This is a genomic window from Bradyrhizobium sp. 613_E4_N2_2 (assembly GCF_052075995.1).
GTDB lineage: Bacteria > Pseudomonadota > Alphaproteobacteria > Rhizobiales > Xanthobacteraceae > Bradyrhizobium > Bradyrhizobium barranii.
The window spans coordinates 7,983,209-8,008,486 of the sequence record NZ_CP197234.1; the positions used below are offsets into that span (position 1 = coordinate 7,983,209).

20 protein-coding genes are annotated in these 25,278 nt (G+C 64.5%); 8 read left to right on the top strand and 12 right to left on the bottom strand.

The window, feature by feature from the left end; all coding sequences use genetic code 11:
- Positions 1-48 precede the first annotated feature (48 nt).
- Both AB7290_RS37845 and iaaH read left to right on the top strand, forming a co-directional pair.
- Positions 49-3,498 (top strand): indolepyruvate ferredoxin oxidoreductase family protein, encoded by a 3,450-nt coding sequence (locus AB7290_RS37845; RefSeq protein ID WP_085403406.1) that lies wholly within the window; start codon positions 49-51, stop codon positions 3,496-3,498.
- Positions 3,499-3,574: 76 nt separating this feature from the next.
- A complete protein-coding gene (iaaH, locus tag AB7290_RS37850) occupies positions 3,575-4,993 on the top strand; it encodes an indoleacetamide hydrolase (RefSeq protein ID WP_085403407.1) in 1,419 nt (472 codons plus the stop codon).
- A 250-nt stretch (positions 4,994-5,243) separates the two neighbouring features.
- Here iaaH and AB7290_RS37855 read toward each other — a convergent pair whose 3' ends face one another.
- Positions 5,244-6,152: a LysR family transcriptional regulator gene (locus AB7290_RS37855; protein WP_085403408.1), complete on the bottom strand. Its 909-nt coding sequence runs from the start codon at positions 6,150-6,152 to the stop codon at positions 5,244-5,246.
- A gap of 141 nt (positions 6,153-6,293) precedes the next feature.
- On the opposite strand from AB7290_RS37855, the gene AB7290_RS37860 reads away from it, so the two are divergent.
- From AB7290_RS37860 to AB7290_RS37870, 3 genes are all read left to right on the top strand, one after another.
- Positions 6,294-7,445 (top strand): HlyD family secretion protein, encoded by a 1,152-nt coding sequence (locus AB7290_RS37860; RefSeq protein ID WP_085403409.1) that lies wholly within the window; start codon positions 6,294-6,296, stop codon positions 7,443-7,445.
- A gap of 115 nt (positions 7,446-7,560) precedes the next feature.
- The gene (locus AB7290_RS37865; RefSeq protein WP_085403410.1) at positions 7,561-9,177 is read left to right on the top strand and encodes an MDR family MFS transporter; all 1,617 of its coding nucleotides are present in this window, start codon (positions 7,561-7,563) and stop codon (positions 9,175-9,177) included.
- 40 nt (positions 9,178-9,217) lie between these two features.
- Positions 9,218-9,679 carry a carboxymuconolactone decarboxylase family protein gene (locus tag AB7290_RS37870; RefSeq protein ID WP_007615070.1) on the top strand — a complete coding sequence of 154 codons (462 nt, stop codon included), beginning with the start codon at positions 9,218-9,220 and terminating at the stop codon, positions 9,677-9,679.
- Positions 9,680-9,822: 143 nt separating this feature from the next.
- Here AB7290_RS37870 and AB7290_RS37875 read toward each other — a convergent pair whose 3' ends face one another.
- The 6 genes from AB7290_RS37875 to AB7290_RS37900 all read right to left on the bottom strand — a co-directional run bounded on the left by AB7290_RS37875 (position 9,823) and on the right by AB7290_RS37900 (position 15,556).
- Positions 9,823-10,683: a D-amino-acid transaminase gene (locus AB7290_RS37875; protein WP_063985665.1), complete on the bottom strand. Its 861-nt coding sequence runs from the start codon at positions 10,681-10,683 to the stop codon at positions 9,823-9,825.
- A gap of 186 nt (positions 10,684-10,869) precedes the next feature.
- Entirely contained in the window at positions 10,870-11,601 is a 732-nt protein-coding gene (locus AB7290_RS37880) for an amino acid ABC transporter ATP-binding protein (RefSeq protein ID WP_014491857.1), read from the bottom strand.
- Between the two features lie 12 nt (positions 11,602-11,613).
- Positions 11,614-12,306 (bottom strand): amino acid ABC transporter permease, encoded by a 693-nt coding sequence (locus AB7290_RS37885; RefSeq protein ID WP_063985666.1) that lies wholly within the window; start codon positions 12,304-12,306, stop codon positions 11,614-11,616.
- 4 nt (positions 12,307-12,310) lie between these two features.
- Positions 12,311-13,042 carry an amino acid ABC transporter permease gene (locus AB7290_RS37890; RefSeq protein ID WP_085403411.1) on the bottom strand — a complete coding sequence of 244 codons (732 nt, stop codon included), beginning with the start codon at positions 13,040-13,042 and terminating at the stop codon, positions 12,311-12,313.
- Between the two features lie 116 nt (positions 13,043-13,158).
- Positions 13,159-14,070: an amino acid ABC transporter substrate-binding protein gene (locus tag AB7290_RS37895; protein WP_063985668.1), complete on the bottom strand. Its 912-nt coding sequence runs from the start codon at positions 14,068-14,070 to the stop codon at positions 13,159-13,161.
- 100 nt (positions 14,071-14,170) lie between these two features.
- Positions 14,171-15,556, bottom strand: a complete 1,386-nt coding sequence (locus AB7290_RS37900; RefSeq protein ID WP_085403412.1) for a M20 family metallopeptidase — start codon at positions 15,554-15,556, stop codon at positions 14,171-14,173.
- Positions 15,557-15,840: 284 nt separating this feature from the next.
- On the opposite strand from AB7290_RS37900, the gene AB7290_RS37905 reads away from it, so the two are divergent.
- Complete coding sequence (locus AB7290_RS37905; protein ID WP_085403413.1) at positions 15,841-17,220, top strand: LLM class flavin-dependent oxidoreductase; 1,380 nt, start codon at positions 15,841-15,843, stop codon at positions 17,218-17,220.
- Between the two features lie 229 nt (positions 17,221-17,449).
- On the opposite strand, the gene AB7290_RS37910 is transcribed toward AB7290_RS37905, so the two are convergent.
- Positions 17,450-19,111, bottom strand: coding sequence for a thiamine pyrophosphate-binding protein (locus AB7290_RS37910; protein WP_085403414.1), 1,662 nt, complete (start codon positions 19,109-19,111; stop codon positions 17,450-17,452).
- A 151-nt stretch (positions 19,112-19,262) separates the two neighbouring features.
- On the opposite strand from AB7290_RS37910, the gene AB7290_RS37915 reads away from it, so the two are divergent.
- Positions 19,263-19,694 (top strand): TfoX/Sxy family protein, encoded by a 432-nt coding sequence (locus AB7290_RS37915; protein WP_085403415.1) that lies wholly within the window; start codon positions 19,263-19,265, stop codon positions 19,692-19,694.
- On the opposite strand, the gene AB7290_RS37920 is transcribed toward AB7290_RS37915, so the two are convergent.
- The 4 genes from AB7290_RS37920 to AB7290_RS37935 form a co-directional block, all read right to left on the bottom strand.
- Complete coding sequence (locus AB7290_RS37920; protein ID WP_041954128.1) at positions 19,648-20,154, bottom strand: GFA family protein; 507 nt, start codon at positions 20,152-20,154, stop codon at positions 19,648-19,650. The two genes, AB7290_RS37915 and AB7290_RS37920, sit on opposite strands and share 47 nt — an antisense overlap.
- Positions 20,155-20,380: 226 nt before the next feature.
- Positions 20,381-21,508, bottom strand: coding sequence for an alkene reductase (locus AB7290_RS37925; protein WP_085403416.1), 1,128 nt, complete (start codon positions 21,506-21,508; stop codon positions 20,381-20,383).
- Positions 21,509-21,665: 157 nt separating this feature from the next.
- Positions 21,666-22,529, bottom strand: a complete 864-nt coding sequence (locus AB7290_RS37930) for an outer membrane protein (RefSeq protein ID WP_085403417.1) — start codon at positions 22,527-22,529, stop codon at positions 21,666-21,668.
- Positions 22,530-22,736: 207 nt separating this feature from the next.
- Positions 22,737-24,233 (bottom strand): aldehyde dehydrogenase family protein, encoded by a 1,497-nt coding sequence (locus tag AB7290_RS37935; protein ID WP_135214800.1) that lies wholly within the window; start codon positions 24,231-24,233, stop codon positions 22,737-22,739.
- A 183-nt stretch (positions 24,234-24,416) separates the two neighbouring features.
- Here AB7290_RS37935 and AB7290_RS37940 point away from each other — a divergent pair, with 183 nt between their 5' ends.
- Complete coding sequence (locus AB7290_RS37940; RefSeq protein ID WP_085403419.1) at positions 24,417-25,262, top strand: SDR family NAD(P)-dependent oxidoreductase; 846 nt, start codon at positions 24,417-24,419, stop codon at positions 25,260-25,262.
- Positions 25,263-25,278: the final 16 nt, after the last annotated feature.

Here is a 25,278-nt window from a genome sequence, read left to right on the forward strand (position 1 = left end):
CCCGGCATACCCTACCGTCATCAGGCAGGATGCCGCACGAGGTCCGCCATGGACGCCGTTCCATCACTCGACAGCTACGAGCTCTCAGACCGCTACGACCGCGAGGAGGGCCGCGTCTTCCTCACGGGCACGCAGGCCATCGTCCGCATCACGCTCGACCAGGCGCGGCGCGACCGCGCCGCCGGGCTGAACACCGCCGGCTTCATCTCCGGCTATCGCGGCTCGCCGCTCGGCGGCGTCGATCTCGAGCTCTGGCGCATCCAGGAGCGGCTCAAGCGGGATCGCATCGAATTTCTCCCTGCGGTGAACGAGGACCTCGCGGCAACGGCAGTGCTCGGCTCGCAGCAGGTCGAGACGCAGGCAGATCGCGAAGTCGATGGCGTGTTCGGGCTCTGGTACGGCAAGGGCCCCGGCGTCGATCGCTCCGGCGACGCCCTCAAGCACGGCAACGCCTATGGCTCCTCGCCGCGTGGCGGCGTGCTGGTCGTCGCCGGCGACGACCATGGCTGCGTCTCCTCCTCGATGCCGCACCAGTCCGATGTCGCCTTCATGAGCTGGTTCATGCCGACGCTGCACCCCGCAAGCGTCAGCGAATATCTCGAATTCGGCGAATATGGTTACGCGCTGAGCCGCTTCTCCGGCATGTGGGTCGGCTTCAAGGCGATTTCGGAAATCGTGGAGTCAGGCGCATCCGTCGCGCTGCGCCCGCCACGCGTCTTCAACACGCCCGATTTCACTCCGCCGCCGGGTGGCCTGCACTATCGCTGGCCCGACCTGCCGGGCCCCCAGATCGAGGAGCGGCTGGAGGCGAAGAAGCACGCGGTTTACGCCTTTGCAAAAGCCAATCCGATCGATCGCCACATCTACGATATTCCCAACGCCACATACGGCATCGTCACGACGGGCAAGGCGCATCTCGACCTGATGGAGGCCCTGCGGCTGATGGGCCTCGATGAAGCGGCCTGCCGCAACATCGGGATCGACGTCTACAAGGTCGGCATGGTCTGGCCGCTGGCGCTGCATGACGCGATGGACTTCGTGAAGGGCAAGCGCGAGATCCTCGTGGTCGAGGAAAAGCGCGGCATCATCGAGAGCCAGTTCAAGGAATATTTTTACGACTATCCAGGCTCAAAGCCCGAGCGCATGGTCGGCAAGCACGACGAGCGAGGGGCGCGGCTGATCTCCTGGATCGGCGAATTGTCGCCGCGTGCGCTTGCTGGCGTGCTCGCACGCCGGCTCGATCCGATGTTCCCAGGCCTCAATCTCGCCGCACGCGCGGCCGGCTTGATGCCCGAGGCCGCGCGCGCGATCAACGTCAGCGGTGCGACGCGCACGCCGTATTTCTGCTCCGGATGTCCGCACAACACGTCGACGAAGGTGCCGGAAGGCTCAAAGGCACTGGCCGGCATCGGCTGCCATTTCATGGCGAGCTGGATGGACCGCGAGACCTCCTCGCTGATCCAGATGGGCGGCGAAGGCGTCAACTGGGCGGCGTCGTCTCGCTTCACCGGCCACAAGCACGTGTTCCAGAATCTCGGCGAAGGCACCTACTACCACTCCGGCTCGATGGCGATCCGGCAGGCGATCGCCGCCAGGGCCAACATCACCTACAAGATCCTGTTCAACGATGCCGTGGCGATGACCGGCGGCCAGCCGGTCGACGGTCCCATCAGCGTGCATGCTATCGCCCACAGCGTTCGCGCCGAAGGCGTGGGGCGCATCGCGCTGGTGTCGGACGATCCCGCGCAGTTCTTGCCGGCAGACCTGCCGATCGGCGTGACCATCCATCCTCGCGAGGAAATGGACGCCGTGCAGCGCGAGCTGCGAGACATTTCCGGCGTCTCTGTCCTGATCTATCAACAGACCTGCGCCACCGAGAAGCGTCGCCGGCGCAAACGCGGACAGATGGCCGACCCAAGGCGCTTTGCCTATATCAACGATCTCGTCTGCGAAGGCTGCGGCGACTGCTCGGTCGAATCCAACTGCCTCAGTGTCGAGCCGAGGGAGACGCCGTTCGGTCGCAAGCGCCAGATCAATCTCTCGTCCTGCAACAAGGATTTTTCCTGCCTCAACGGCTTCTGCCCGAGCTTCGTCACCGTCGAAGGCGCGACGCGCCGGAAGAAGAGTGCGAGCGAGATCGACGTAGTCGGTCGCGCGGCTACGCTTCCCCTGCCCGCTCCCGCCACGCTCGATCGTCCCTACGATTTGCTCGTGACCGGCGTCGGCGGCACCGGCGTGATCACGGTCGGCGCGCTGATCGGCATGGCCGCGCATCTGGAGCGGCGTGGCGTCTCCGTGCTGGATTTCACCGGCTTTGCACAGAAATTTGGTCCCGTGCTGAGCTTCATCCGCCTTGCGTCAAGTCCGGACGCGCTGCACCAGGTCCGCATCGACCAGGGCGCGGCCGACGCGCTGATCGGCTGCGACCTCGTCGTCAGTTCCTCACCTAAGGCGTCCGGCACCTATCGCCGCGGCATGCGCGCCGCGGTCAACACCGCGGAGATGCCGACCGGCGACGTCGTCCGCTTCCGCGACGCCGATCTCGCCTCGCCTGCCCGCCTGCGCGCGATCCGGCAAGTCATTGGCAACGACAATCTCGACACCATCAACGCCAACGCGCTCGCCGAGCGGCTGCTCGGCGATGCCGTCTATGCCAACATCATCATGCTCGGTTTCGCCTGGCAGCGCGGGCTGATTCCGGTCGCGCTGCCGGCGCTGCTGCGCGCGATCGAGCTCAACGGCGTCGCGGTCGAGCGCAACAAGCAGGCCCTTGCCTGGGGCCGGATCGCCGTAGCCGATCCGGAATTTTTGCCGGGGGGCGACGAGGCGCCCGAAGCCGAGACGCTCGATCAGATCATCGATCGCCGCGCCGATTTCCTCGCCGCCTATCAAGACGCCGCCTATGCGATGCGCTATCGGGCGACCGTCGCGAGGGTCCGCCGGGCCGAAGCCGCTCTGAGCAGTGAGGTGCTGACCGAGGCGGTCGCGCGCGCCCTGTTCAAGCTGATGGCCTACAAGGACGAATACGAGGTGGCGCGTCTGCACATGCAGAGCGGTTTCCTCGGCGAGCTGAAGCGCGAGTTCGAGGACGGTTTTCGCGTCCAATATCACCTCGCGCCACCGTTCCTGCCGTCAAAACCTGACGCACGCGGCCGTCCGCGCAAGCGCGCTTTCGGCCAGTGGATCCAGATGCCGCTCGCGATGCTGGCGCGGTTGAAGGGATTGCGCGGGACACCGTTCGATCCGTTCGGCTACACGGATGAGCGGCGCACTGAACGGGAATTGATCGCCTGGTATGAAGGCCTGATCGAACGCATGCTCGGGCAGCTCGACGCAGCGCATCTACCCGACCTCGTTGCCGTCGCAAAGGCGCCGATGGAGATCCGCGGCTACGGACCAGTGAAGGACACCGCGATCGCCAAGGTGAAGCCCGAGGTCGCGCGGCTGCTCACGAATTTGACGACGTCGGTAACGCAAAAGATGCACGCCCACGGTTGACGCGGCACCAGTGAGGCCTCAGCCTCCGGACTTTAGGCGGCACCCTGTTGGCGCCCCTGCAATCGGATGACGCATCATGGATTTCGACCAGTTGACCCTGAGTCAGGCCGTCGTCGACCTGCGCGCCGGGAAAGTCACGAGCACCGCACTCACGACGGAAGCACTGAGCCGCGCCAAAGCCCATGCCGAGCTCAATGCCTTCGTCACGCTGGACGAGGCGGGCGCCCTGAAGGCCGCGGCTGCGTTCGACGCATCGGGCGACAAGACAAAACCGCTCGGCGGCGTGCCCATCGTGATCAAGGACAATATCGAGGTCGCGGGACTGCCCTGCAGCGCCGGCACACGGGCACTGAAGGACTACGTTCCGAAGGCCGATGCGCCCGTAGTCGCGAAGCTGCGGGCTGCAGGCGCCGTCATCATCGGCAAGACCAGCATGCACGAGCTCGCCTTCGGCATCTCCGGCTACAACACCGCGTTCAAGACCGGCGCGGAGTTCGGCGTGCGCAACGCTTATGACCGCACGCTGATCGCCGGCGGCTCCTCGTCCGGCACGGGCGCCGCGCTCGGCGCGCGGATCGTCGCGGGCGGGCTCGGCACCGACACCGGCGGATCGGTCCGGGTCCCCGCCGCGCTGAACGGATGCGCCGCGTTGCGCCCGACGGTCGGGCGCTATCCGCAAGCTGGCATCGCGCCGATCTCGCACACCCGCGACACCGCGGGGCCTATGGCCGCGACGATGGCAGATGTCGCGCTGCTCGATCGCGTGATCGCCGGCGGCGACGAGGTTACGCCGGCTGATCTGAAGCAGGTGCGGATCGGCATCGCAAGATCGATGCTGACCAATCTCGACGCCGATACGGAAGCCGCGTTCCACGCGGCGATCGCAAAAGTGAAGGCGCAGGGCGTCACGGTCGTCGAGATCGAGATGCCTGAGCTCGCCGAGCTCAACGGCCAGGTCAGCTTTCCCGTCGCGTTGTATGAGGCCTATGACGACATGGTCGCCTATCTCAAGCACACCGGGACCGGCCTCAGCGTCGAGGCGCTGGCAGAGAATATCTCCAGCGCCGACGTGAAAGGCATCTATGATGGCATGGTGATCCCGCGAAAACTGCCCGGACCCGACAACGCGCTGTTCGACGCGAGGCCGATCTATGACGCCGCGATCAAGACCGCACGCCCCGCGCTCCAGGCGCTCTACGGCAATACGTTTGCCAGCAACAAGCTCGACGCCGTCGCCTTCCCGACCACGCCGCGCGTTGCAATTGCCTCCAACCCGGACGCCAGCAGTCTCGAGAATTTCGGCCTGATCATCCAGAACACCGATCCCGGCAGCAATGCCGGCATTCCCGGCGTCCAGATCCCGATCGCGCTTGGCGCGACAAGCAAATTGCCGATCGGACTTGAGCTGGATGGCCCGGCGGGCAGCGATCGCCGCCTGCTTGGGATCGGCATGGCGCTCGACAGCGTGTTTGGGCGGCTGCCCGCGCCACACTAACGCTATTGTAGGGTGGGCAAAGCGAAGCGTGCCCACCATTGGTGCCGATTAGAAAAGATGGTGGGCACAGCGCTTCGCGCCTTTGCCCACCCTACAGTTCTGCCGCCGCCGCACTTGAGGCAAGCACATATCCACCTCCTCACCCTGAGGAGCTTGCGAAGCAAGCGTCTCGAAGGGCGAGGCCACCAGCGGGGCCCTCATCCTTCGAGACGCGCGTTCCGCGCTCCTCAGGATGAGGAACGATGACGTCTCACGCATACGGATTGATCAGCTTCTGCTGCTCGGCGCTGTGCTGGACGAGCATGTCGATGAAGGTCCTGACCTTCGCCGACAGATGATGCCGATGCGGATAGACCGCGTTCATCGACATCTCGACCGGCCGGTACTCCGGCAGGAGGCGCACCAGCCGGCCCGCATCGAGGTCATCACCCACCAGAAAGCCGGCCGCAAGACTGATGCCGGCGCCCTGCAACGCGGCCTCGCGCAGCGCTTCGCCGCTATTGGTGATCAGATTGCCTGAGACGCGCACCGAGGCCGGCGTGCCCTTGCGATCGAAGAAGCGCCACTCGTCGAAGGGATAGTTGATGTGGCGTACGCAATTGTGCCCGGCGAGTTCTTCGAGCGTCTGCACGCGCCCATGCGCCTCGATATAGCCGTGCGAGCAGCACAGCACGTGCCGCCAGGTCGCCAGGCTCCGCACGATCAGGCTGGAGTCCGGCGGCGCGACCATGCGCAGCGCGAGATCAAAGCCCTCCTCGATCAGGTCGACATTGGTCTCGCCCATGCGCAGATCGACCTTGACCTCCGGATAGGTCGCGAGGAATTCGGCCATCACGGGCGCGACGAACGGCACCATGTGGGTGGCGGTGTGAATGCGCAGCGTGCCGCGCGGCGTCGATTGCAGCGCGCCGGCGATGTCATCGGCTTGTTCGAGATCGGCGAGGATCTGGGTCGAGCGGTCGTAATAGGCCTTGCCGATTTCGGTGAGGCTCACTTTTCGCGTGGTGCGGTTCAGCAGACGAACCCCGAGCCGGTCCTCCAGCGCCTGGACGTGGTTGCTCACCATGGTCGTGGACATGTTGAGCCGGCGGGCGGCGGCGGAAAATCCGCCATTTTCGACCACCCGGACGAAGGCGGTGAGACTGGTGAAGCGGTCCATCGGTCTGGCTCCGGATTATCCGCTATGGGTGGATAATGCTTCCATTTCTTCCGGGATTATCACAAGCGGGAAGACAGCGCATCTTGCCGGCATCAACGGCGCACCGTTCGGATCGGGGCGGTTGGGAATTCCGAGGATGCCATGTCGAGCGCTTCTTATGTCACTGAAACCAATCAGAAACTCAGCTTTCGCCCGTCCCGGCAGGCGGTCAAGCGGGCGGCCATCGGCTTGGCACTGGCCCTCGGAATCGCCGCGGCCGGCGACTTCGGCTACAACTACCTGAGCACCGGCCGCTACCTCGAATCCACCGACGACGCCTATGTGAAGGCGGATTCCACCATCATCGCACCCAAGGTTTCCGGCTACATCGCGAAGGTGCTGGTTGGCGACAACGAGAAGGTCCGGGCCGGCCAGCTCCTCGCCAAGATCGACGACCGCGACTTCAAAGCCGCGCTCGACCAGGCCCGCGCCGACGTCGCCGCCGGCGAAGCCTCGGTGCGCAACATCGACGCCCAGCTCGAGCTGCAGCAGCCGATCATCGAGCAGAGCACGGCCGACGTGGCCGCGGCCGACGCCAATCTGAAATTCGCCCAGGAAGAACGCGCCCGCTACGACGACCTGATGAAGTCGGGCTCCGGCACGATCCAGCGTGCGCAGCAGACCGATGCGGCACTGCGCGCCAGCAACGCGCAATTGCAGCACGCCAAGTCGGGCCTGGTGGCCGCACAGCGCAAGGTCGATGTGCTCACCACCCAGCGCGCCCAGGCCACGGCGCAGCTCGACCGCGCCCGCGCGGTCGCACTGCAGGCAGAGCTGAACCTGTCCTACACCGAGATCACCGCACCGGTGGACGGCACGGTCGGCGCACGCTCATTACGCGTCGGCCAGTATGTGCAGGCCGGCACGCAATTGATGGCGGTGGTGCCGCTCGATGCGGTCTATGTCGTCGCGAACTTCAAGGAGACGCAGCTCACGCATGTGCGTGCGGGCCAGCCGGTCGAGCTGCAGGTCGACAGTTTTCGCAATCGCACGCTTCGCGGTCACGTCGACAGCCTTTCGCCGGCCAGCGGACTTGAATTCGCGCTGCTGCCGCCCGATAACGCCACCGGAAATTTCACCAAGATCGTGCAACGCGTGCCGGTGAAGATCGTGCTCGATGACCACAGCCTGACCGGCCTGCTCAGGCCCGGCATGTCGGCGGTGCCGACCATCGACACCAAGGCGACGGTGCTGGCCGAGCGCGAGACGGCCAAGCGACTCGCCGACAACACACCCCGCCCGAACGGCGGCTGAGGCGGGGAAGACCGGCAGATTATCAAGTCCTGCCGGACGATCCTTCCCACACTTCCTCGATTATCGAAACCAACCGCCTAATGCATCCTGTCTCCGTGACCGAGACGAGGCTTCCATGAGCACGCTCCAACCGACCGTCGACGCCGCCTCCACTGCCAGCATTCCCGCCCCTGCTGCGCCCGCCACGCCGGCCGTTTCCGCAAAAACCTGGATCGCGGTGATCGGCGCGACTCTCGGCGCCTTCATGGCAGTGCTGAATATCCAGATCGTCAACGCTTCGCTCGCCGACATCCAGGGCGCGATCGGCGCCGGCATCGACGACGGTGGCTGGATCTCGACCTCCTACCTGATCGCCGAGATCGTCGTGATCCCGCTCTCCGGCTGGCTCGCGCAGGTGTTCTCGATCCGCATCTATTTGCTCACCAATGCGGTCCTGTTCCTGGTTCTGTCCGCGGCCTGCGCGCTGGCGCAGGACCTGCCGCAAATGATCGTGCTGCGCGCGGTGCAAGGTTTCACCGGCGGCGTGCTGATCCCGATGGCCTTCACGCTCATCATCACGCTGCTGCCGCGCACCAAGCAGCCCGTCGGCCTTGCGCTGTTCGCGCTGTCGGCGACGTTCGCACCGGCGATCGGCCCGACCATCGGCGGCTATCTCACCGAGAATTTCGGCTGGCAGTACATCTTCTACGTCAACCTCGTGCCCGGCGCGATCATGGTCGGCATGCTCTGGTACGCGCTCGACGCCAAGCCCATGAAGCTTGCGCTGCTGCGCGAGGGCGATTGGGCCGGCATCATCACCATGGCGATCGGCCTGTCGGCGCTTCAGACCGTGCTGGAAGAGGGCAACAAGGACGACTGGTTCGGCTCGCCTTTCATCGTCAAGCTGTCGGTCATCGCGGCCACCGCGCTGACCGCCTTCCTGATCATCGAGCTCACGGCGAAGAAGCCGCTGCTCAACTTGCGCCTGCTGGTGCGTCGCAATTTCGGCTTCGGCATGCTCGCGAACTTCCTGCTCGGTGTCGCGCTCTACGGTTCGGTGTTCATCCTGCCGCAATATCTGGCGCGCATTCAGGGCTACAATGCCGAGCAGATCGGCATGGTGCTGGCCTGGACCGGACTGCCGCAACTCGTGCTGATCCCGCTGGTGCCGCGCCTGATGCAGAAGTTCGACGCGCGGATCATCATCGGCGTCGGCTTCGTCCTGTTCGCGGCCTCGAACTTCCTGAACATTTATATGACCAACGATTACGCTGCCGACCAGCTGTTGTGGCCCAATGTCGTCCGTGCGATCGGCCAAGCGCTCGTGATGGCGCCGTTGTCGGCTGTGGCGACCGCCGGCATCGAAGCGGAGAATGCTGGCTCGGCCTCGGGCCTGTTCAACATGATGCGTAATCTCGGCGGCGCCGTCGGCATCGCCCTGCTCCAGACCGTGCTGACCAAGCGCGAGCAATATCACTCCAACGTGCTGATGCAGTCGGTCTCGGTGTTCGAGCAGGCGACGCGGACGCGGCTGGAGCAGCTTACCCAATATTTCATCAATCACGGCGTGCTCGACCGCGCCGACGCCGCGCATCGCGCCTATGTCGCGATCGGCCACACCGTGCAGAAGCAGGCTTACATCTTCGCCTTCAGCGACACCTTCTACCTGCTCGGCATGGCACTGATCGTGGCCCTGATCGCCGTATTCTTCCTGAAGAAACCCGGCCAGACCTCGACCGGTGGAGCTCACTGAGATCAACCCAAGAGACTAACTCAAGCAAAGGAGAACGACCATGAAGCCCCGCATGAACTTCTACCAGGCCGCCCCCGACACGATGAAGGCGCTGATGGCGCTGGAGGAGCAGATCCAATCCACGGGACTCGAGAAATCGCTGATCGAGCTCGTCAAGATCCGGGCGTCGCAGATCAACGGCTGCGCCTTCTGCATCAACATGCACACCGAGGACGCCCGCAAGCGCGGCGAGACCGAACAGCGCATCTATCTGCTCAACGCCTGGCGCGAATCCCCGCTCTATACCGATCGCGAGCGGGCCGCGCTCGCCTGGACGGAATCAGTGACGCTGATCTCCGAGACCCACGCGCCGGACGACGTCTACGAGCAGGTCCGCGCGCAATTCTCCGATGCGGAGACGGTGAACCTGACGATGCTGATCGGGGCGATCAATGCCTGGAACCGAATCGCGATCGCGTTCCGCGCGGTGCATCCGGTGAAGGTGAAGGCGTCCGTGGCGTGAGGGGTGGTGTTTCCCCACGCACAACTGTCATGCCCCGCGAAGGCGGGGCATCCAGTATTCCAGAGGCCGTACTGATTCAACCGCGAGGCCGCAGCGTACTGGATCGCCCGGTCAAGCCGGGCGATGACAGCTGAGCGTGCGGCTCAGACCGCCGTCGCCTTGGCGAACTCGATATAAATCTCCCGCAGCCGCGTGGCCATCGGGCCGGGCTTGCCATCGGCGACCTTCTTGCCGTCGATCGCAACCACCGGCTGGACGAACAGCGACGCCGAGGTGGCGAAGGCTTCCTTGGCGGCGAGCGCCTCGGCGACCGTGAAGGAACGTTCCTCGACGCGAAGCTGACGCTCTTCGGCGAGCGCCACAACGGCCTTGCGGGTGCAGCCCGGCAGGATCGCGTTGGAGTTCTTGCGGGTCACGATGACGTCGTCCTTGGTCAGGATGAACGCCGAGGACGAACCGCCCTCGGTGACGTAGCCGTCTTCCAGCATCCAGGCCTCGCCGGCACCGGCTTCGGCCGCAGCCTGCTTCGCCAGAACCTGCGCGAGCAGTGCCACGCTCTTGATGTCGCGCCGCTCCCACCGGATGTCGGGCACGGTGATCACGTTGATGCCGGTCTTGGCCGAGGCGGCGTTGATGATGTCCTTCTCGGAGGTGAACATCACCAGGCTCGACTTGACGTCGCCCTTGGGGAAGGCGAAGTCGCGGCCCTTGTCGGCGCCGCGCGTGACCTGCAGATAGACGAGGCCGTTCTCGACCTTGTTGCGCGCGATCAGCTCCTTCTGGAGCTCGGTGATGCGCTCGACCGTCTCCGGCAACTTCAGCTTGATCTCGCCCACCGAGCGCTCCAGGCGCGTCAGGTGCGAAGCGTTGTCGACCAGCTTGCCGTCGAGCACCGCCGAGACCTCGTAGATGCCGTCGGCGAACAGGAAGCCGCGATCGAGGACCGAGATTTTGGCGTCCGAGAGCGGGACGAATGAGCCGTTGACGTAGGCGATCGAGTCCAAGGCAGGTCTCCTGGGGAGGGAAAGGGGGATTTGCCTGCCCGTATACGGGATTTGTTGGGGCCACGAAACCCTCAACCCGTCATTACGGGGCGGCGCGAAGCGACGAGCCCGGAATCCATAACCCCGGCCGGTGGTTATGGATTCCGGGCCCGCGCCAAGAGGCGCGTCCCGGAACGACAGCAGAGGTTAATGCGACAAAATCTTCGACAGGAACTTCTGCGCGCGGTCGCTGCGCGGCTTGCCGAAGAAGTCCTCCTTCGCCGCGTCCTCGACGATCTCGCCGCGGTCCATGAAGATGACGCGGTTGGCGACCTTGCGGGCAAAGCCCATCTCGTGGGTGACGACCATCATGGTCATGCCTTCGCGGGCGAGATCGACCATGACGTCGAGCACCTCGCTCACCATCTCGGGGTCGAGCGCCGAGGTCGGCTCATCGAACAGCATGACGATCGGGTCCATGGCGAGCGCACGGGCGATCGCGACGCGCTGCTGCTGGCCGCCGGAGAGCTGCGCCGGAAATTTCTGCGCCTGCTCCTTCAAGCCGACGCGGTCCAGGAGCTGCATACCCTTTGCCACAGCCGTGTCGGACGACCGTCCTAGCACCTTCTGCTGCGCGAGGCAGAGGTTGTCGATGATCTTCAGATGCGGGAACAGCTCGAAATGCTGGAACACCATGCCGACGCGCGAACGCAGTTTCGGCAGATTGGTCTTGGGGTCATTGACCTTGGTGCCGTCGACGCTGATGTCGCCCTCCTGGAACGGCTCCAGCGCATTGACGCATTTGATCAGCGTCGACTTGCCCGAGCCCGAGGGGCCGCAGACCACGACGACCTCGCCCTTGGTCACGCTGGTGGTGCAGTCGGTCAGCACCTGGAAGGTCGGGGTGTACCATTTGTTGACGTGGCTGATTTCGATCATGACCGATGCGCTCTATCGAATGATGGCGATGCGCGACTGGAGGCGGCGAACGCCGAAAGACGCGATGCAGGAAATGGTGAAGTAGACGACGGCGGCAAACAGATACATCTCGACCAGACGGCCATCGCGCTGCGCGACCTTGCTGGCCGCGCCGAGGAAGTCCGGGATCGACAGCACATAGACCAGCGAGGTGTCCTGGAACAGCACGATGGTCTGCGTCAGCAACACCGGCAGCATGTTGCGGAACGCCTGCGGCAGCACGACGTAGCGCATGGTCTGCGCGTAAGTCAGGCCGAGCGCGTTGGCGGCGGCCGGCTGGCCGCGCGAGATCGACTGGATCCCGGCGCGCATGATCTCGGAGAAGTACGCCGCCTCGAACATGATGAAGGTGATGAGCGAGGATGCGAACGCGCCGACGCTGATCGGACGCGAGGCGCCGGTCACCCACTGCCCGATATAGGGCACCAGGAAATAGAACCAGAAGATCACCAGCACCAGCGGCAGCGAGCGCATGAAGTCGACATAGACACCCGCGATGCGCCCGAGTGTCTTGTAGCCGGACAGCCGCATCAGGGCGATCGCCGTGCCGAAGATCAGGCCGCCGAAGGCGGCGAGCGCCGTCAGCGTCACCGTGAAGGTCATGCCCTCGTAGAACAGATAGGGCAGCGAGCGGCGGATGACCTCGAAATCGAGATTGCTGAACATGGTGCTATTTCCCCGTGATGTAGCCGGGGATCGCGACCCAGCGCTCGAGGAAGCGCATCGCCGTCACGACAATGGCGTTGACAAGGAGATAGAGCAGGGTCGCTGCCGTGAAAGCCTCGAACACCTGGAACGAGAATTCCTGCATCGAGCGCGCCTGACCAGTCAATTCGATCAGGCCGATCGTGATGGCGACAGCCGTGTTCTTGATGGTGTTGAGGAACTCGGAGGTCAGCGGCGGCAGGATGATGCGGAACGCCATCGGCAGCAGCACGTAGCGATAGCCTTGCATGGTGGTCAGCCCGAGCGCGGTCGCCGCCATTTTTTGGCCGCGCGGCAGCGAGCCGATACCGGCCTGCAATTGTATCGCGACGCGGGCCGACATGAAGAAGCCGATGCCGATCGCGGCCGTCCAGAACGGCGCGTTCGGCAGCTGCTTCAGCCAGAGGCCGGCGGCCTTCGGCAGCAATTCCGGCAGCACGAAGAACCACAGGAACAGCTGCACCAGCAGCGGCATGTTGCGGAAGAACTCGACCCAGCAGAAGCCGAACCAGTAGGCGCCCTTGGACGGCAGCGTGCGCATGACGCCGACGAGCGAGCCGAAGATCAGCGCGATGATCCAGGCGAGCGCCGCCGTCTTGAGGGTCAACACCAGTCCCGACAGCAGCATATCGAGATAGGTGCCGGTCCCCATCGGGTTCGGCTCGAAGAAGATTCCCCAGTTCCAGTGGTAGTTCACGTGTCCCCCGCGCGAACGCGCCAGCTATGGATGTCCCGGCGCCTATGCAAATGTCCGGCCACTCTGGTGTCAAGAGTGGCCGGACATGATCCCGATCCGGAGACCGAGGTTATATTTTACTTATAGTCGTCCGGGTTCGGCGAGTCCGAAGGTTTCGCGAACTCGTTCTTCAGCTCGGCCGAGATCGGGGTGTTGAGGTTGAGGCCCTTCGGCGGGATCTTGGCCGTGAACCACTTATCGTAGATTTTCAGGCCCTCGCCGGAGGTGTAGAGCGCAGCGGTTGCTGCATCGACCACCTTCTTGAACGGCGCGTCGTCCTTGCGCAGCATGATGCCGTAGGGCTCAGGCTTGGAGAACGCGTCCTTGGAGATGACATAGTCGTCCGGCGTCTTCGAGCCGGCAACGAGGCTCGCGAGCAGAACGTCGTCCATCACGAAGGCGACCGCGCGGTCGGTCTCGACCATCAGGAAGGCCTCGGCATGGTCTTTGGCCGGGATGATATTGGCACCCAGGCTCTTCGCGACATTGGCCTCGGTGAGCTGCTTGATGTTGGTGGTGCCGGCGGTGGAGACCACCGTCTTGCCCTTGAGATCGTCGATCGACTTCAGGCCGCTCGACTTCTTGAAGACGTAGCGGCTGGCAGTCAGATAGTGCGTGTTGGTGAAGGCCACCTGCTTCTGGCGGTCGGCATTGTTGGTGGTCGAGCCGCATTCGAGGTCGATCGTGCCGTTGGCCATCAGCGGAATACGGGTCGCCGAGGTCACCGGATTGAGCTTGACCTCGAGCTTGTCGAGCTTGAGCTCCTTCTTCACGGCGTCGACGATCTTGTAGCAGATGTCCATCGCGAACCCGACGGGCTTCTGGTTGTCGTCGAGATAGGAGAACGGGATCGAGGAATCGCGGAAGCCGAGCGTGATGGCGCCGGTGTCCTTGATGTTCTTCAGCGTGCCGGTCAGCTCCTGGGCCCCGGCCTGGCTGACGGCGAAGGTCGCGGCGAGCGCGAGGCCGATGCTACGGAAATGTCTCACTTTTTTATTCCCCTTTCAGGATGATGCGGCCCGGATGCAAGCACAGATTGGGCCGGATTAGAATGTGACTTTCGGCTGGATTGCGGCTCAGGTTAATGGCTCAGCCGAGTGGCTTGGGCAATTCCCCGAGATCCCAGAACAGCCCGGCCATCACCGTCAAGGCCTCTTCGGTCAATGGCAGCAGGATGTGCTCATTGGGCGCATGCTGGGAGCAGCCGGGATAGGAGTGCGGGACCCAGATCGTCGGCAGGCCCAGGATCTCGGAAAACACGTCGTTGGGCAGCGAGCCGCCGAAATTCGGCAAAACGGCCGGCGCCTTGCCGGTGGTCTCCTTCACCGAATCCGCCGCCCACGTGATCCAGGGGCTGTCGAAATCGGTGCGCGACGCCGCAAAGCTCTGGGCGGCCCGCACCTCGACCATCGGAAAGCCCTTTTGCACCAGATGCGCGCGGACCGCATCGATCAGGCCGTCGACCTTGGTGCCGACCACGAAACGCAGTTGCAGCACGGCATTGGCGTGGCCGGGGATGGCATTCGCGGGCTTCTCGATATTTCCGGACGACATCGCCAGCACTTCGAGCGTGTTCCAGGCATAGAGCCGCTCGGCGGCCGACAGCCCTTCCTCGCCCCAGTTCTCCGCGAGCGCCGGCTCGTCCTCGGTCGGCACCACCTGCACGTCGGCGAGATAGCTGCGGATCTGGTTGGTGAGCCGCGGCGGCTTCAGCGCGTCGAGTTGAAGCCGGCCATGGCCGTCGACCAGCGTCGAGATCGCGTTGACGAGAATGGTCGCGGGGTTGGCGAGCACGCCGCCCCAATTGCCGGAATGATGGCCGCCATCGCGCAGATTGACGTCGAGATGAATGCGGATGCCGCCGCGGCAGCCCAGGAACAAGGTCGGCCGGTCGGCCGACAGGCGCGGTCCGTCGGAGGCCATGAACAAATCGGCCTTGAGCGCATCGCGATTGAGGTCGCAGACCTTGCCGAGGTCGGGCGAGCCGATTTCCTCGCCCATTTCGACGATGAATTTTGCGTTGAAGCCGAGCTTGCCGCCGCGGGCCTCGCGCACTGCGCGGAGTGCTGCCATGTTGATGCTGTGCTGGCCCTTGTTGTCGGCGGTGCCACGGCCATAGAGCCGCGTGCCCGCAACCGTCGTGCGCCAGGGATCGCGGCCGTCGCGCCACTCCCCCTCCATGCCGTCGACGACGTCACCATGGCCGTAGATCAGCACGGTTGGCGCTGACGCGCTCTCGTGATGCTCGGCGAACAGGAACGGCGCCTTGCCGCTCGGGGATTCGACGATGCGGCTGGTAAAGTCGAGCGCAGCAAAGGAGGGCATCATCTCCTGTTCCAGATAGGAACGCAGTTCGGCGCCGCGCGACGGATTCTGGCTCTCGGTCTTGAAGGCGACGCGGCGGTCGAGTTCAGCGAGGAACGCGCCGGATTTGAAATCCTCACGGGCGCGGGAGATGGCGTCGGCTCTGGTCATGATTTGCTTTTCGGACTTCGAGGCGAAGGACCCTACCCGAGACAGGGTGGCCTTCGAAAGTGGCGGGGACTTGGACAGTTCTTGTAGTTCTCTTGCGATTTCGTTCTTGCTCTCTTGAGATTGGCTTGCCAAGAGCGGGAGCGCCGCTGATTTTGGCCTTGCCAAGCGCAAGCCTTTCTATTCTTGGCCCTTGCCAAGGGCCAAGAATATGCAAGAACTTCGCCAAGTTGAGGCGCACGTTTATCATTCGAAGAGCGCTCGGTATAGGGCGCCGGGGGATCATCATGGCCAAGCAGATCAGGCTCAACGCCTTTGCGATGAATTGCGTCGCGCATCAATCACCCGGGCTGTGGACCCACCCGCGCGATCGCACCGCCGAATATAACCGCCTGCCCTACTGGATCGATCTCGCCAGGACACTGGAACGCGGCCGTTTCGACGGTTTGTTCCTGGCCGACGTGCTCGGGGTCTATGACGTCTATGGCAACAGCCCTGACGCGGCCTTGCGCAATGCAGCGCAGACGCCGTCGAACGAGCCGCTGCTGCTGCTCTCGGCGATGGCGGCGGTGACGAAAAATCTCGGCTTCGGCGTCACCAGCAACCTGTCCTTCGAGCCGCCCTACCCGTTCGCGCGGCGGATGTCGACGCTCGACCATCTCACCGAGGGACGGATCGGCTGGAATGTCGTCACCGGCTATCTCGACAGCGCCGCGCGCGGCGCCGGCAAGGACAAGCAGACCGGACACGACGATCGCTACGACATCGCCGACGAATATATGGAGGTGGTCTACAAGCTCTGGGAAGGGAGCTGGGAGGACGACGCGGTGCTGCGCGACCGCAAGCGCGGCATCTTCACCGATCCGAGCAAGGTTCATCGCATCAATCATGAGAGCGCGAATTACCGCATCAACAACACCATCCATCTCAGCGAGCCATCGCCGCAGCGGACGCCCGTGCTGTACCAGGCCGGCACCTCGCCGCGCGGCCGGCAATTCGCGGCGAAGCATGCCGAATGCGTGTTCATGTCAGGACCGTCGGCCAAGATCATTGCGCCGCGCGTCTCCGCGATCCGCCAGGAAGCCGCCGCGCTCGGCCGCAATCCGGCGGAGATCCTGATGTTCAACATGATGACGATCATCCTCGGCAACACGGAAGCCGAAGCGGCGGCCAAGTATGCCGACTACCGGTCGCATATCAGTCCGGAAGGCGCGCTGGCCCTGATGTCGGGATGGACCGGCATCGACTTCTCCGGCTACGAGCTCGACCAGCAGGTGCGTCACGTCCAGAACGACGCCGGCCGCAGCGCACTCGATAACGTCACCCGCGGCGACCCCGACCGCGTCTGGACCGTCCGCGACGTCATCGAGCATGTCGGCATCGGTGGCGCCGGCCCGGTCGTGGTCGGCACGCCCGAGAGCGTCGCCGACAAGATCGAGGATTGGTTCGAGAAGACTGACGTCGACGGCCTCAACGTCGCCTTTGCGATCTCGCCCGGCGATTTCGAGGATATCGCCGACATGCTGGTGCCGGAGCTGACCAAGCGCGGCCGCTACAAGCCGGAATATGCAAAGGGCACGCTGCGGGAGAAGCTGTTCGGCGACGGCCGTGCGCGGCTCGACGCACCGCATCCGGCGGCGGGGTATCGGGTGGGGAAGAAGGGGTAGAAGCCGCTAGGTACGCTGTCATGCCCCGGCTTGCCGCCTTCGCCAAAAGGCTTCGGCGGCCGAGTACCCTTGTGGTCCCGGCGTAGCCTTGGCGGAGCCGGGACCGGGGCATCCAGTACGCCGCGGCCTATCGAGGAATCACAGCCGTCTCTGGAATACTGGATCGCCCGATCAAGTCGGGCGATGACAGCTGAGAACGTGGCGAGCACCGACGCGATGGCGCGCTGCCCTACACCTTCCCGTCCACCATTACCTCGATCAGCTTCGTCCCCGGCCGACCGAACGCCGACGCCAGCGTCGCCTTCAACTCGCGGGGATCACTCACCTTGATCGCCTCGCAGCCGAGCGCCTTCGCAATCCCTGCGAAATCCACCGGCGGATCGACGAAATCCATGCCGACGTAATTGTCGTCACCATGGAAGGCGAGCAGGCGCTGCTTGATGATGCGGTAGCCGCCATTGTTGGCGATGACGACGTTGAGCGGCAGCTTGTGATGCGCCGCCGTCCACAGCGACTGGATCGAATACATCGCGCTGCCGTCGCCGGAGAAGCAAACCACCGGGCGATCCGGATTGGCGATGCTGGCGCCGACGGAGGCCGGCAGGCCCCAGCCGATGCCGCCGGAGGCAAGCCCATGATAGCCGAAGCGGTCGCGGTGCGGACGCAGCGCCGTGATCTGGCGGCTCGAGGTGAGCCCTTCGTCGACGAGGATCGCATGATCGGGCATGGCCTCGACCATTTGCAGCACCAGGAAGTCGGGATCGATGGGGCTGCGGCCGGCGCTCTTGCCGATCTGCTCGACCAGCGCGGCACGCCGCGCGGTCCAGTTCTTCGGCGCGAGTTCGACGAGGCGCTGCTTTGCACGGCTTGCCAGCGCGGCGCCGCCCATCTCCTTCAGCATCGGGATCAGCGCCCGCAGCGTTTCCTTCAGATCCGCCTTCAGCGCGATTTCAGCCCCGTAGTTCTTGGCGATCTCCCAATCGACGAGGCCGATCTGCACGATGCCCAGGCCATCCGGCAGCGCATCGACTTCGCTGTAGACGGACATGCGCAAGGGATCGCCGCCAAGCGCGATCAGAAGATCGTAAGGTGCGAGTGTGTCGCGCGCGACCTTCTGCACGCGGGCCAACGTACCGAGGAAGCTCGGGCTTTCCGAGAGGAAATGCGAGCCGTAGGGCGTCGAGGATTGATAGGCGGCCGCACCAAGCAGCTCGGCGAGTTCGGCGGCCTCCTTCAGTGCATCGCTCTTGACCACCTCGTCCATGGTGACGATGACGGGACGTTCAGCCTTGAGCAGCCGCGCGGCAAACGCCTTCAGCGCCTCGTCCGACGGCTTTACGCGAGCATCGATCCGGGTGGAGCGACCGAGATCGATGCCGGCCTCGCTGTTGAGGATGTCGCCCGGCAGCGAGATGAACACCGGCCCGGTCGGCGGCGTCATCGCGACCTTGGCGGCGCGGCGGACGATGCGCGGCAGATCTTCCAGCCGCGTCACCTCGACCGCCCATTTCACCAGCGGCTCGGCCATACGCACCAGCGGGCCATAAAGCACCGGCTCCATCAGGCCGTGGCCCTGCTCCTGCTGGCCGGCGGTCAGGATCATCGGCGTGCCCGTGAACTGGGCGTTGTAGAGCGAGCCCATCGCGTTGCCGAGCCCCGGCGCGACATGGACGTTGCAGGCGACGAGCTTGCCGGAGGCGCGGCTGTAGCCATCCGCGATCGCCACCACCAGGCTCTCCTGCATTGCCATCACATAGGTGAGATCAGGATGGTCCTTCAGCGCGTGCATGATCGGCAGCTCAGTGGTGCCGGGATTGCCGAACAGATGGGTGATGCCCTCGTCCTTGAGCAGCGCGAGAAAAGCGGAGCGGCCGGTAATCTTGTTCTTCATGTTTCCTCCAGGCCCCGCGGGCGCTGCCGCAAGGTGAGGCATGATGGCCGAACTTGGCCGAGGCACGCAAGGAAGCGCCGTCATGGCAGACTTGCGTCGGCGCGGGCAAGCTGGGAACATGCTCGGGCGTAAACCTGCACGGGGAGACGCGATGGCCTATGACGAGAACACCGCGGCGCGGGTGCGCAAATTGCTGGCGGGTCAGCGAGACGTCGCGGAAAAGAAGATGATGGGCGGCCTCTGCTTCATGGTGAACAACACCATGTGCTGCACCGTAAGCGGGCGCGGCGGCATGCTGATCCGTGTCGGCCCGGACGCGCATGCACGCATGCTGCAGGAGCCGCACGCCAGCCCGATGGAAATGCGCGGGCGCATCATGACCGGCTTTGTGCGCGTCGCGCCGGACGGCTATCAGAGCGATGCCGATCTGAAAAAATGGGTCAAGCGCGGGCTCGACTTCGTGGCGGCGAATGCGGCGGGACGCAAAGCGGCGCCGCGGAAGGCTGTTGCGGCGAAGACCAAGGTCGCCGCCAAGGCTAAAGCACCTCCTCGCGGCCGAGCTCGAAAGGGTCTTCGCCGCTAGCGCGCTTCTTCTTTTTCGAGCGCTGCCAGACCACGCCCGGAAAGCCCTTCAGCGGCACCAGCGGCTCGCCGGTATAGGCCCATTCCTGAAGCTCTTCGATCGCGATGTGATAGAGCGGCTGGCGGCCGGTGCGCTCGTTGAATAGTGCGCGGGGGATGTTGACCATGTGCGGTCCGCGCGGCCGCTCGTACGCGATCGGCGTGCCGCAATGGGCGCAGAAGCTGCGCGCGGTCCTGGTGGCCTTGTCCTCGTAGCGGGCGAGCGCGGTTTTCCCCGAGGTGATGCGAAAGCGCTTCTTCCAGCTTCCGACATAGGTCGCATAGGCCGCGCCGTGGGCACGGCGGCTACTGGCCGAATGATCATGCCAGGCCCAACGCGCGGGGACGTCGATCTCGAAGGTGACCTTGCCGCAGAGGCATTGGCCGGTGGCGGTTCCTGCGGCGACTGCGGCTTTGGCCATGGTAGGTCCTTCCGTCGTCATTGCGAGCGCAGCGAAGCAATCCAGACTGCCTCTGCGGAAAGACTCTGGATGGCTTCGCTACGCTCGCAATGACGGAGTTTGTGGGCTCGTCGGAGCTACGAATATAGACCTGTAGCCCGGATGGAGCGAAGCGCAATCCGGGGAAGTCTATCGGCGAGGTGAGAAACCCGGATTTCGCTGCGCTCCATCCGGGCTACGAAGGTCTCTACGCCGTCGCGAGCTCGTCATACACCGGGTAATCCGTATACCCCTTCTCCTCGCCGCCGTAGAACGTCGCGCGGTTATACGGCGTGATCGGATAGTCGTGCCGAAGGCGGCGCGGCAGATCTGGGTTGGAGATGAAGATGCGGCCGAAGGCGATGATGTCGGCATGGCCGTCGGCGATCGCCGCATTCGCGGTCTCGCCGGTGAAGCCGCCGGCGGTCATCAGCACGCCGCTGTAGAGCGGACGAAACAGCACCATCGCCGACGGCACGTTCTCCCAGTGGACGTCGGCACGGCCAGCGCCGCTGGAGCGCGGCTCGATGAAGTGAAGATAGGCAAGGCCGAGCTTGTCGAGCGTCTTCACGACGTGGGTGTAGAGGGGCATCGGATCGGGCTCGCCGGAATCGTTGGCGATGCCGTGGGGCGACAGCCGCACGCCGACGCGGTTCGCGCCCCAGACGTCGATGGCCGCCTGCGTGACTTCCAGGAGCAGCCGCGCGCGGTTCTCGATCGAACCGCCATATTGATCGGTGCGCTGGTTGCTGCGTGATTGCAGGAATTGCTCGAGCAGATAGCCGTTGGCGCCGTGGATCTCGACGCCGTCGAAGCCGGCGGCAAGCGCGTTCTTCGCGCCCTGCCGGAACGCCTCAACGACGCCCTTGACCTCGTCGGTCTCCAGCGCGCGCGGGGTCTCGTAATCAGAAATCTTGCCGTCGGCGGTCATCGCCTTCATGCCTTCGGCCTTGATCGCAATCGCCGAAGCCGAGACCGGCGGCTCACCGCCGTGGAAGGACGAATGCGAAACGCGGCCGACATGCCAGAGCTGAAGGAAGATGATGCCGCCCTTGGCGTGCACGGCATCCGTCACCTTGCGCCAGCCGGCGATCTGCGCCTCCGAATAGATGCCGGGCGTCGCGGGGTTGCCGCGGCCATGCGAGAGCACGGGGGACGCTTCAGCGATGATCAAGCCGCCTTGCGTGGCGCGCTGACCGTAATATTCGGCGTTGAGCGGCCGCGGCGAAAAACTCGCGCGCTCGGCGCGCATGCGCGTCAGCGGCGCCAACGCGACGCGATGCGCCAGCTTGTACGGACCGACCTGCAACGGTTTGAACAACGCCTCGAATTTCATGTGATCCCCGGAATGATCGATGAGAGGACGGGGATCATATGAGAAAGAGTGGCAGCCCGGAAGTCGCTTGGGTGGATGGCTGGCCAGCCGAAAGAAGCGGCAGAAGCAAAAAGCCCCGGGCCGGGCCCGGGGCTTGCTGTCCGTCCAGAACGGCGGATCAGTATTTCGCGACGACCGGGCCCGAGCCGAACTTGTAGTTCAGGCCGACCCGCGCGATGTGGCCGGTGAAATCCGCGGTTGCGTCAAAGCCACGCGCGGGGCCCGGAGTGAACGGGAACAGCGGATTGAAGAAAGTGTATTTCTCGCTGCCGAGATCATAATAGAGATATTCGAGCTTGACGCTCCAGTTCGACGCAAAGCGGTACTCGCCGCCACCGCCGACGGCCCAGCCCGCGCGCCAGCTTTCCGACGTCCCCGCCCCACAGATCACGTTGAGGCAGGGCGTGCCGGCCGCAAGCGTGGGATCCACGATCGACGTCGACGCCTTGACATGTCCATAGGCAAGACCGCCGGTCGCGTAGAGCATCAGGTCGGGTGTAACGGTGGCACCGATCCGGCCGCGCACGGTCCCCAACCAGTCGACCTTCTGCTCTTGCCTGGTCATGATGTCCGGAAAGACCGGCAGGGTTCGGGAGACCGTCGAACTGCCCTTGATGCCGGCGGCCGCGATATCGGCTTCGACGCCCCATACCAGGGAGCCCGTCTGCACATTGTAGCCGGCCTGCACGCCGCCCAGCACACCACGCGGGTTTGTTGCCAATGACGGCGGGACAAGGCCACCCGCGAGGGCCACGTCGAGCACACCCGCGGTGAAAACCGGGTCGTGCGGCACGAGCTTGATCGCATCATCGCTCCAGCCATATCCGACATTCACGCCGGCGTAGAAGCCCGACCAGTTGTAGGCGACGGGCAATTGCGGCGCCTTGTAGAGCGGCGCACGCGCGGCGATATCGGCTGCGACCGCGGGCTGCGTCGAGGCGACGCCCAAAGCCACAAGCATGATCGAAGTGAAGCGAAGCATTCTCGATATCCCAACCCGAACATTGACGTTGACCAGCAGTAACGGGCCGACGTTCGAAATGGGATAACAATCCTTGCGAGATCGCGGACAACAGCCGTTTCAAAACGCTTGTAGCGCCCGGGCAACAACTTCTGGTCGTCGCAAGCAGCCTCTCGTCGCCGCAAGCAAGATCAGCCGCTGAAACCCGGACGCGGCAGCAGAAACGCCCTACGCCGTCTTGATCCAGACGGCCTTCACGTTGAGATATTCCTCGACATGCTGCTTGCCGGATTCGCGGCCGTAGCCGCTCATCTTGTAGCCGCCGAAGGGTACGGCCGGGTCCATCGCCTGGTAGCAGTTCACCCACACCGAGCCGGCGCGCAAGCTCTTCGCCACCGCATGGGCCTTGCTGACGTCGCGCGTCCACAGGCCCGAGCCGAGGCCGAAGGTGGTGTTGTTGGCGCGCTTGACCAGCTCGTCCATGTCCTTGAACGCGATCGCGGAGATGACGGGACCAAAAATCTCCTCCTGCGCGATGCGCATGTTGTCCTGCACGCCCGCGAACACCGTCGGCGAGACGAAGAAGCCCTTCGACAGCGCGCCTTCGGTGACGCGGCCGCCGCCGGCGAGCGCACGCGCGCCTTCCTTCTGGCCGATGTCGAGATAGCCGGTGACGCGCTTGAGTTGCTCCTCGGACACGAGCGGGCCGATCTGCACATTGGGATCGAGGCCGTTGCCGACCTGCAGCTTCTTGCCGAACTCGGCGACGCGGCCGACGAACTCTTCGTAGACCGACTGCTCGACGAACAGGCGCGTGCCGGCGCTGCAGATCTGGCCGGAATTGGCGAACACCGCCATCGCGGCGCCGGGGACGGCGGCATCGAGATCAGCATCGGCAAACACGATGTCCGGCGACTTTCCGCCGAGCTCGAGCGAGACGCGCTTGAGGTTGCCGGCCGAGGCGCGGATGATCGATTGTCCCGTGACATGCGAGCCGGTGAAGGCGACCTTGTCGACGTCGTGATGCGAAGCAAGCGCGGCGCCCGCGGTCTCGCCATAGCCGGGCACGACGTTGATGACGCCGGGCGGAATGCCGGCTTCCATCGCCAGTTCGGCGATGCGCAGCGAGGTGAGCGGCGCCTCTTCGGCAGGCTTCAGCACCACGGTGCAGCCGGTCGCGATGGCCGGGCCGATCTTCCAGATCGTCGCGGTAAGCGGGCCGTTCCAGGGAATGATGGCGCCGACGACGCCGATCGGCTCCTTCAGCGTGTAGGAGAAGATTTCGCCGGGCAGCGAGTTCTCGATGGTCTCGCCATGGATCGCGGTGGTCTGGCCGGCGTAATAGCGCAGCATGCCGACGGCGCGCAGACGATAGGCGCGGGTGCGGCTGAGGGGCGCGCCCATGTCGAGCGTGTCGAGCTGCGACAATTCGTCGAAATTCTTCTCGACGAGGTCGGCGAGCTTGAGCAGCAGGTTCTGCCGCTCGAACGGTTTGACTTTGCTCCAGGGGCCTTCGAAGGCACGGCGAGCGGCGGCGACCGCACGGTCGATGTCTTCCTTGTCGCCCTCGGCGACCGTCGCCAGCAATTCGCCGGTGGCGGGGTTGTGGGTCTCGAAGCGCTTGCCTGAGGCAGCATCGACCCACTTCCCGTCGATCAGCATCTGCTTGTAGGACCCGTTGGCGAACGGATGGCGCGTGATCGGAATAGCCTGCGACACAGCCATGGCTGCACTCCCTGTCAAATGATTGATTGGTTCGATCTGGGCGGGATCGTTAGGTCAAATAGAATACAGCGCCGCCGGAAAGGCGTAAAGGCGGCGTGGAACGAAGACCTCCCATGCCGACTTGTGCAGGGTCGCGCGAGTGCCATGTTATAGCTCGACCGAGCCCTTCCCCGGAGACCAACCATGCCACATTCCGCCATCGTCAAAGACAATGTCGCCGTGATCACGGGCGGCGCATCCGGTATCGGATTGGCTGCCGCGCTGGCCTTCGCGCGCGCCGGCATGAAGGTGTGCATCGCAGATGTGGATCAGGCGCGGCTGGCGGAAGCTGCAACAAAACTGTCATCCGTCACGCCTGCCACACATGTGATGACGTTCGCGGTCGATGTCAGCAAGGCCGAGAGCGTGACGGAACTGGAACGCGGCGTGCGCGAGCGCTTCGGCGGCACCGACATCCTCATGAACAATGCCGGCATCCAGCCGGGCAGCACGCTGTTCGGCGAGCCCGACAACTGGCAGCGGATCATCGGCGTCAACATGTGGGGCATCATCAACGGCTCGCGCATCTTCGCACCCGGCATGATCGCGCGCGGCAAGGCTGGGCTGATCATCAACACCGGCTCGAAGCAGGGCATCACCACGCCGCCCGGCGATCCCGCCTACAACGTCTCCAAGGCCGGCGTGAAGGCTTTTACGGAAGCGCTCCAACACGAGCTGCGCAACACGAAGGACTGCCGCATCACCGCGCATCTGCTGATCCCCGGCTTCGTCTTCACCGGCCTGACCGCGAAGGGCCGCACCGAGAAGCCGGCCGGGGCCTGGACGGCTGAGCAGACCGTGGATTTCATGCTGGCACGGCTGGAAGCCGGCGACTTCTACATCCTCTGCCCGGACAACGACGTGCCGCGCGAGCTCGACGAGAAGCGGATGCTGTGGGCGGCGGGAGACATCGTCGAGAACCGCCCGCCGCTGTCGCGCTGGCACCCGGACTATGCCGACGCGTTCGCGAAGTTCGTGAAGGGGGACTGACTATCAGACCCTCATG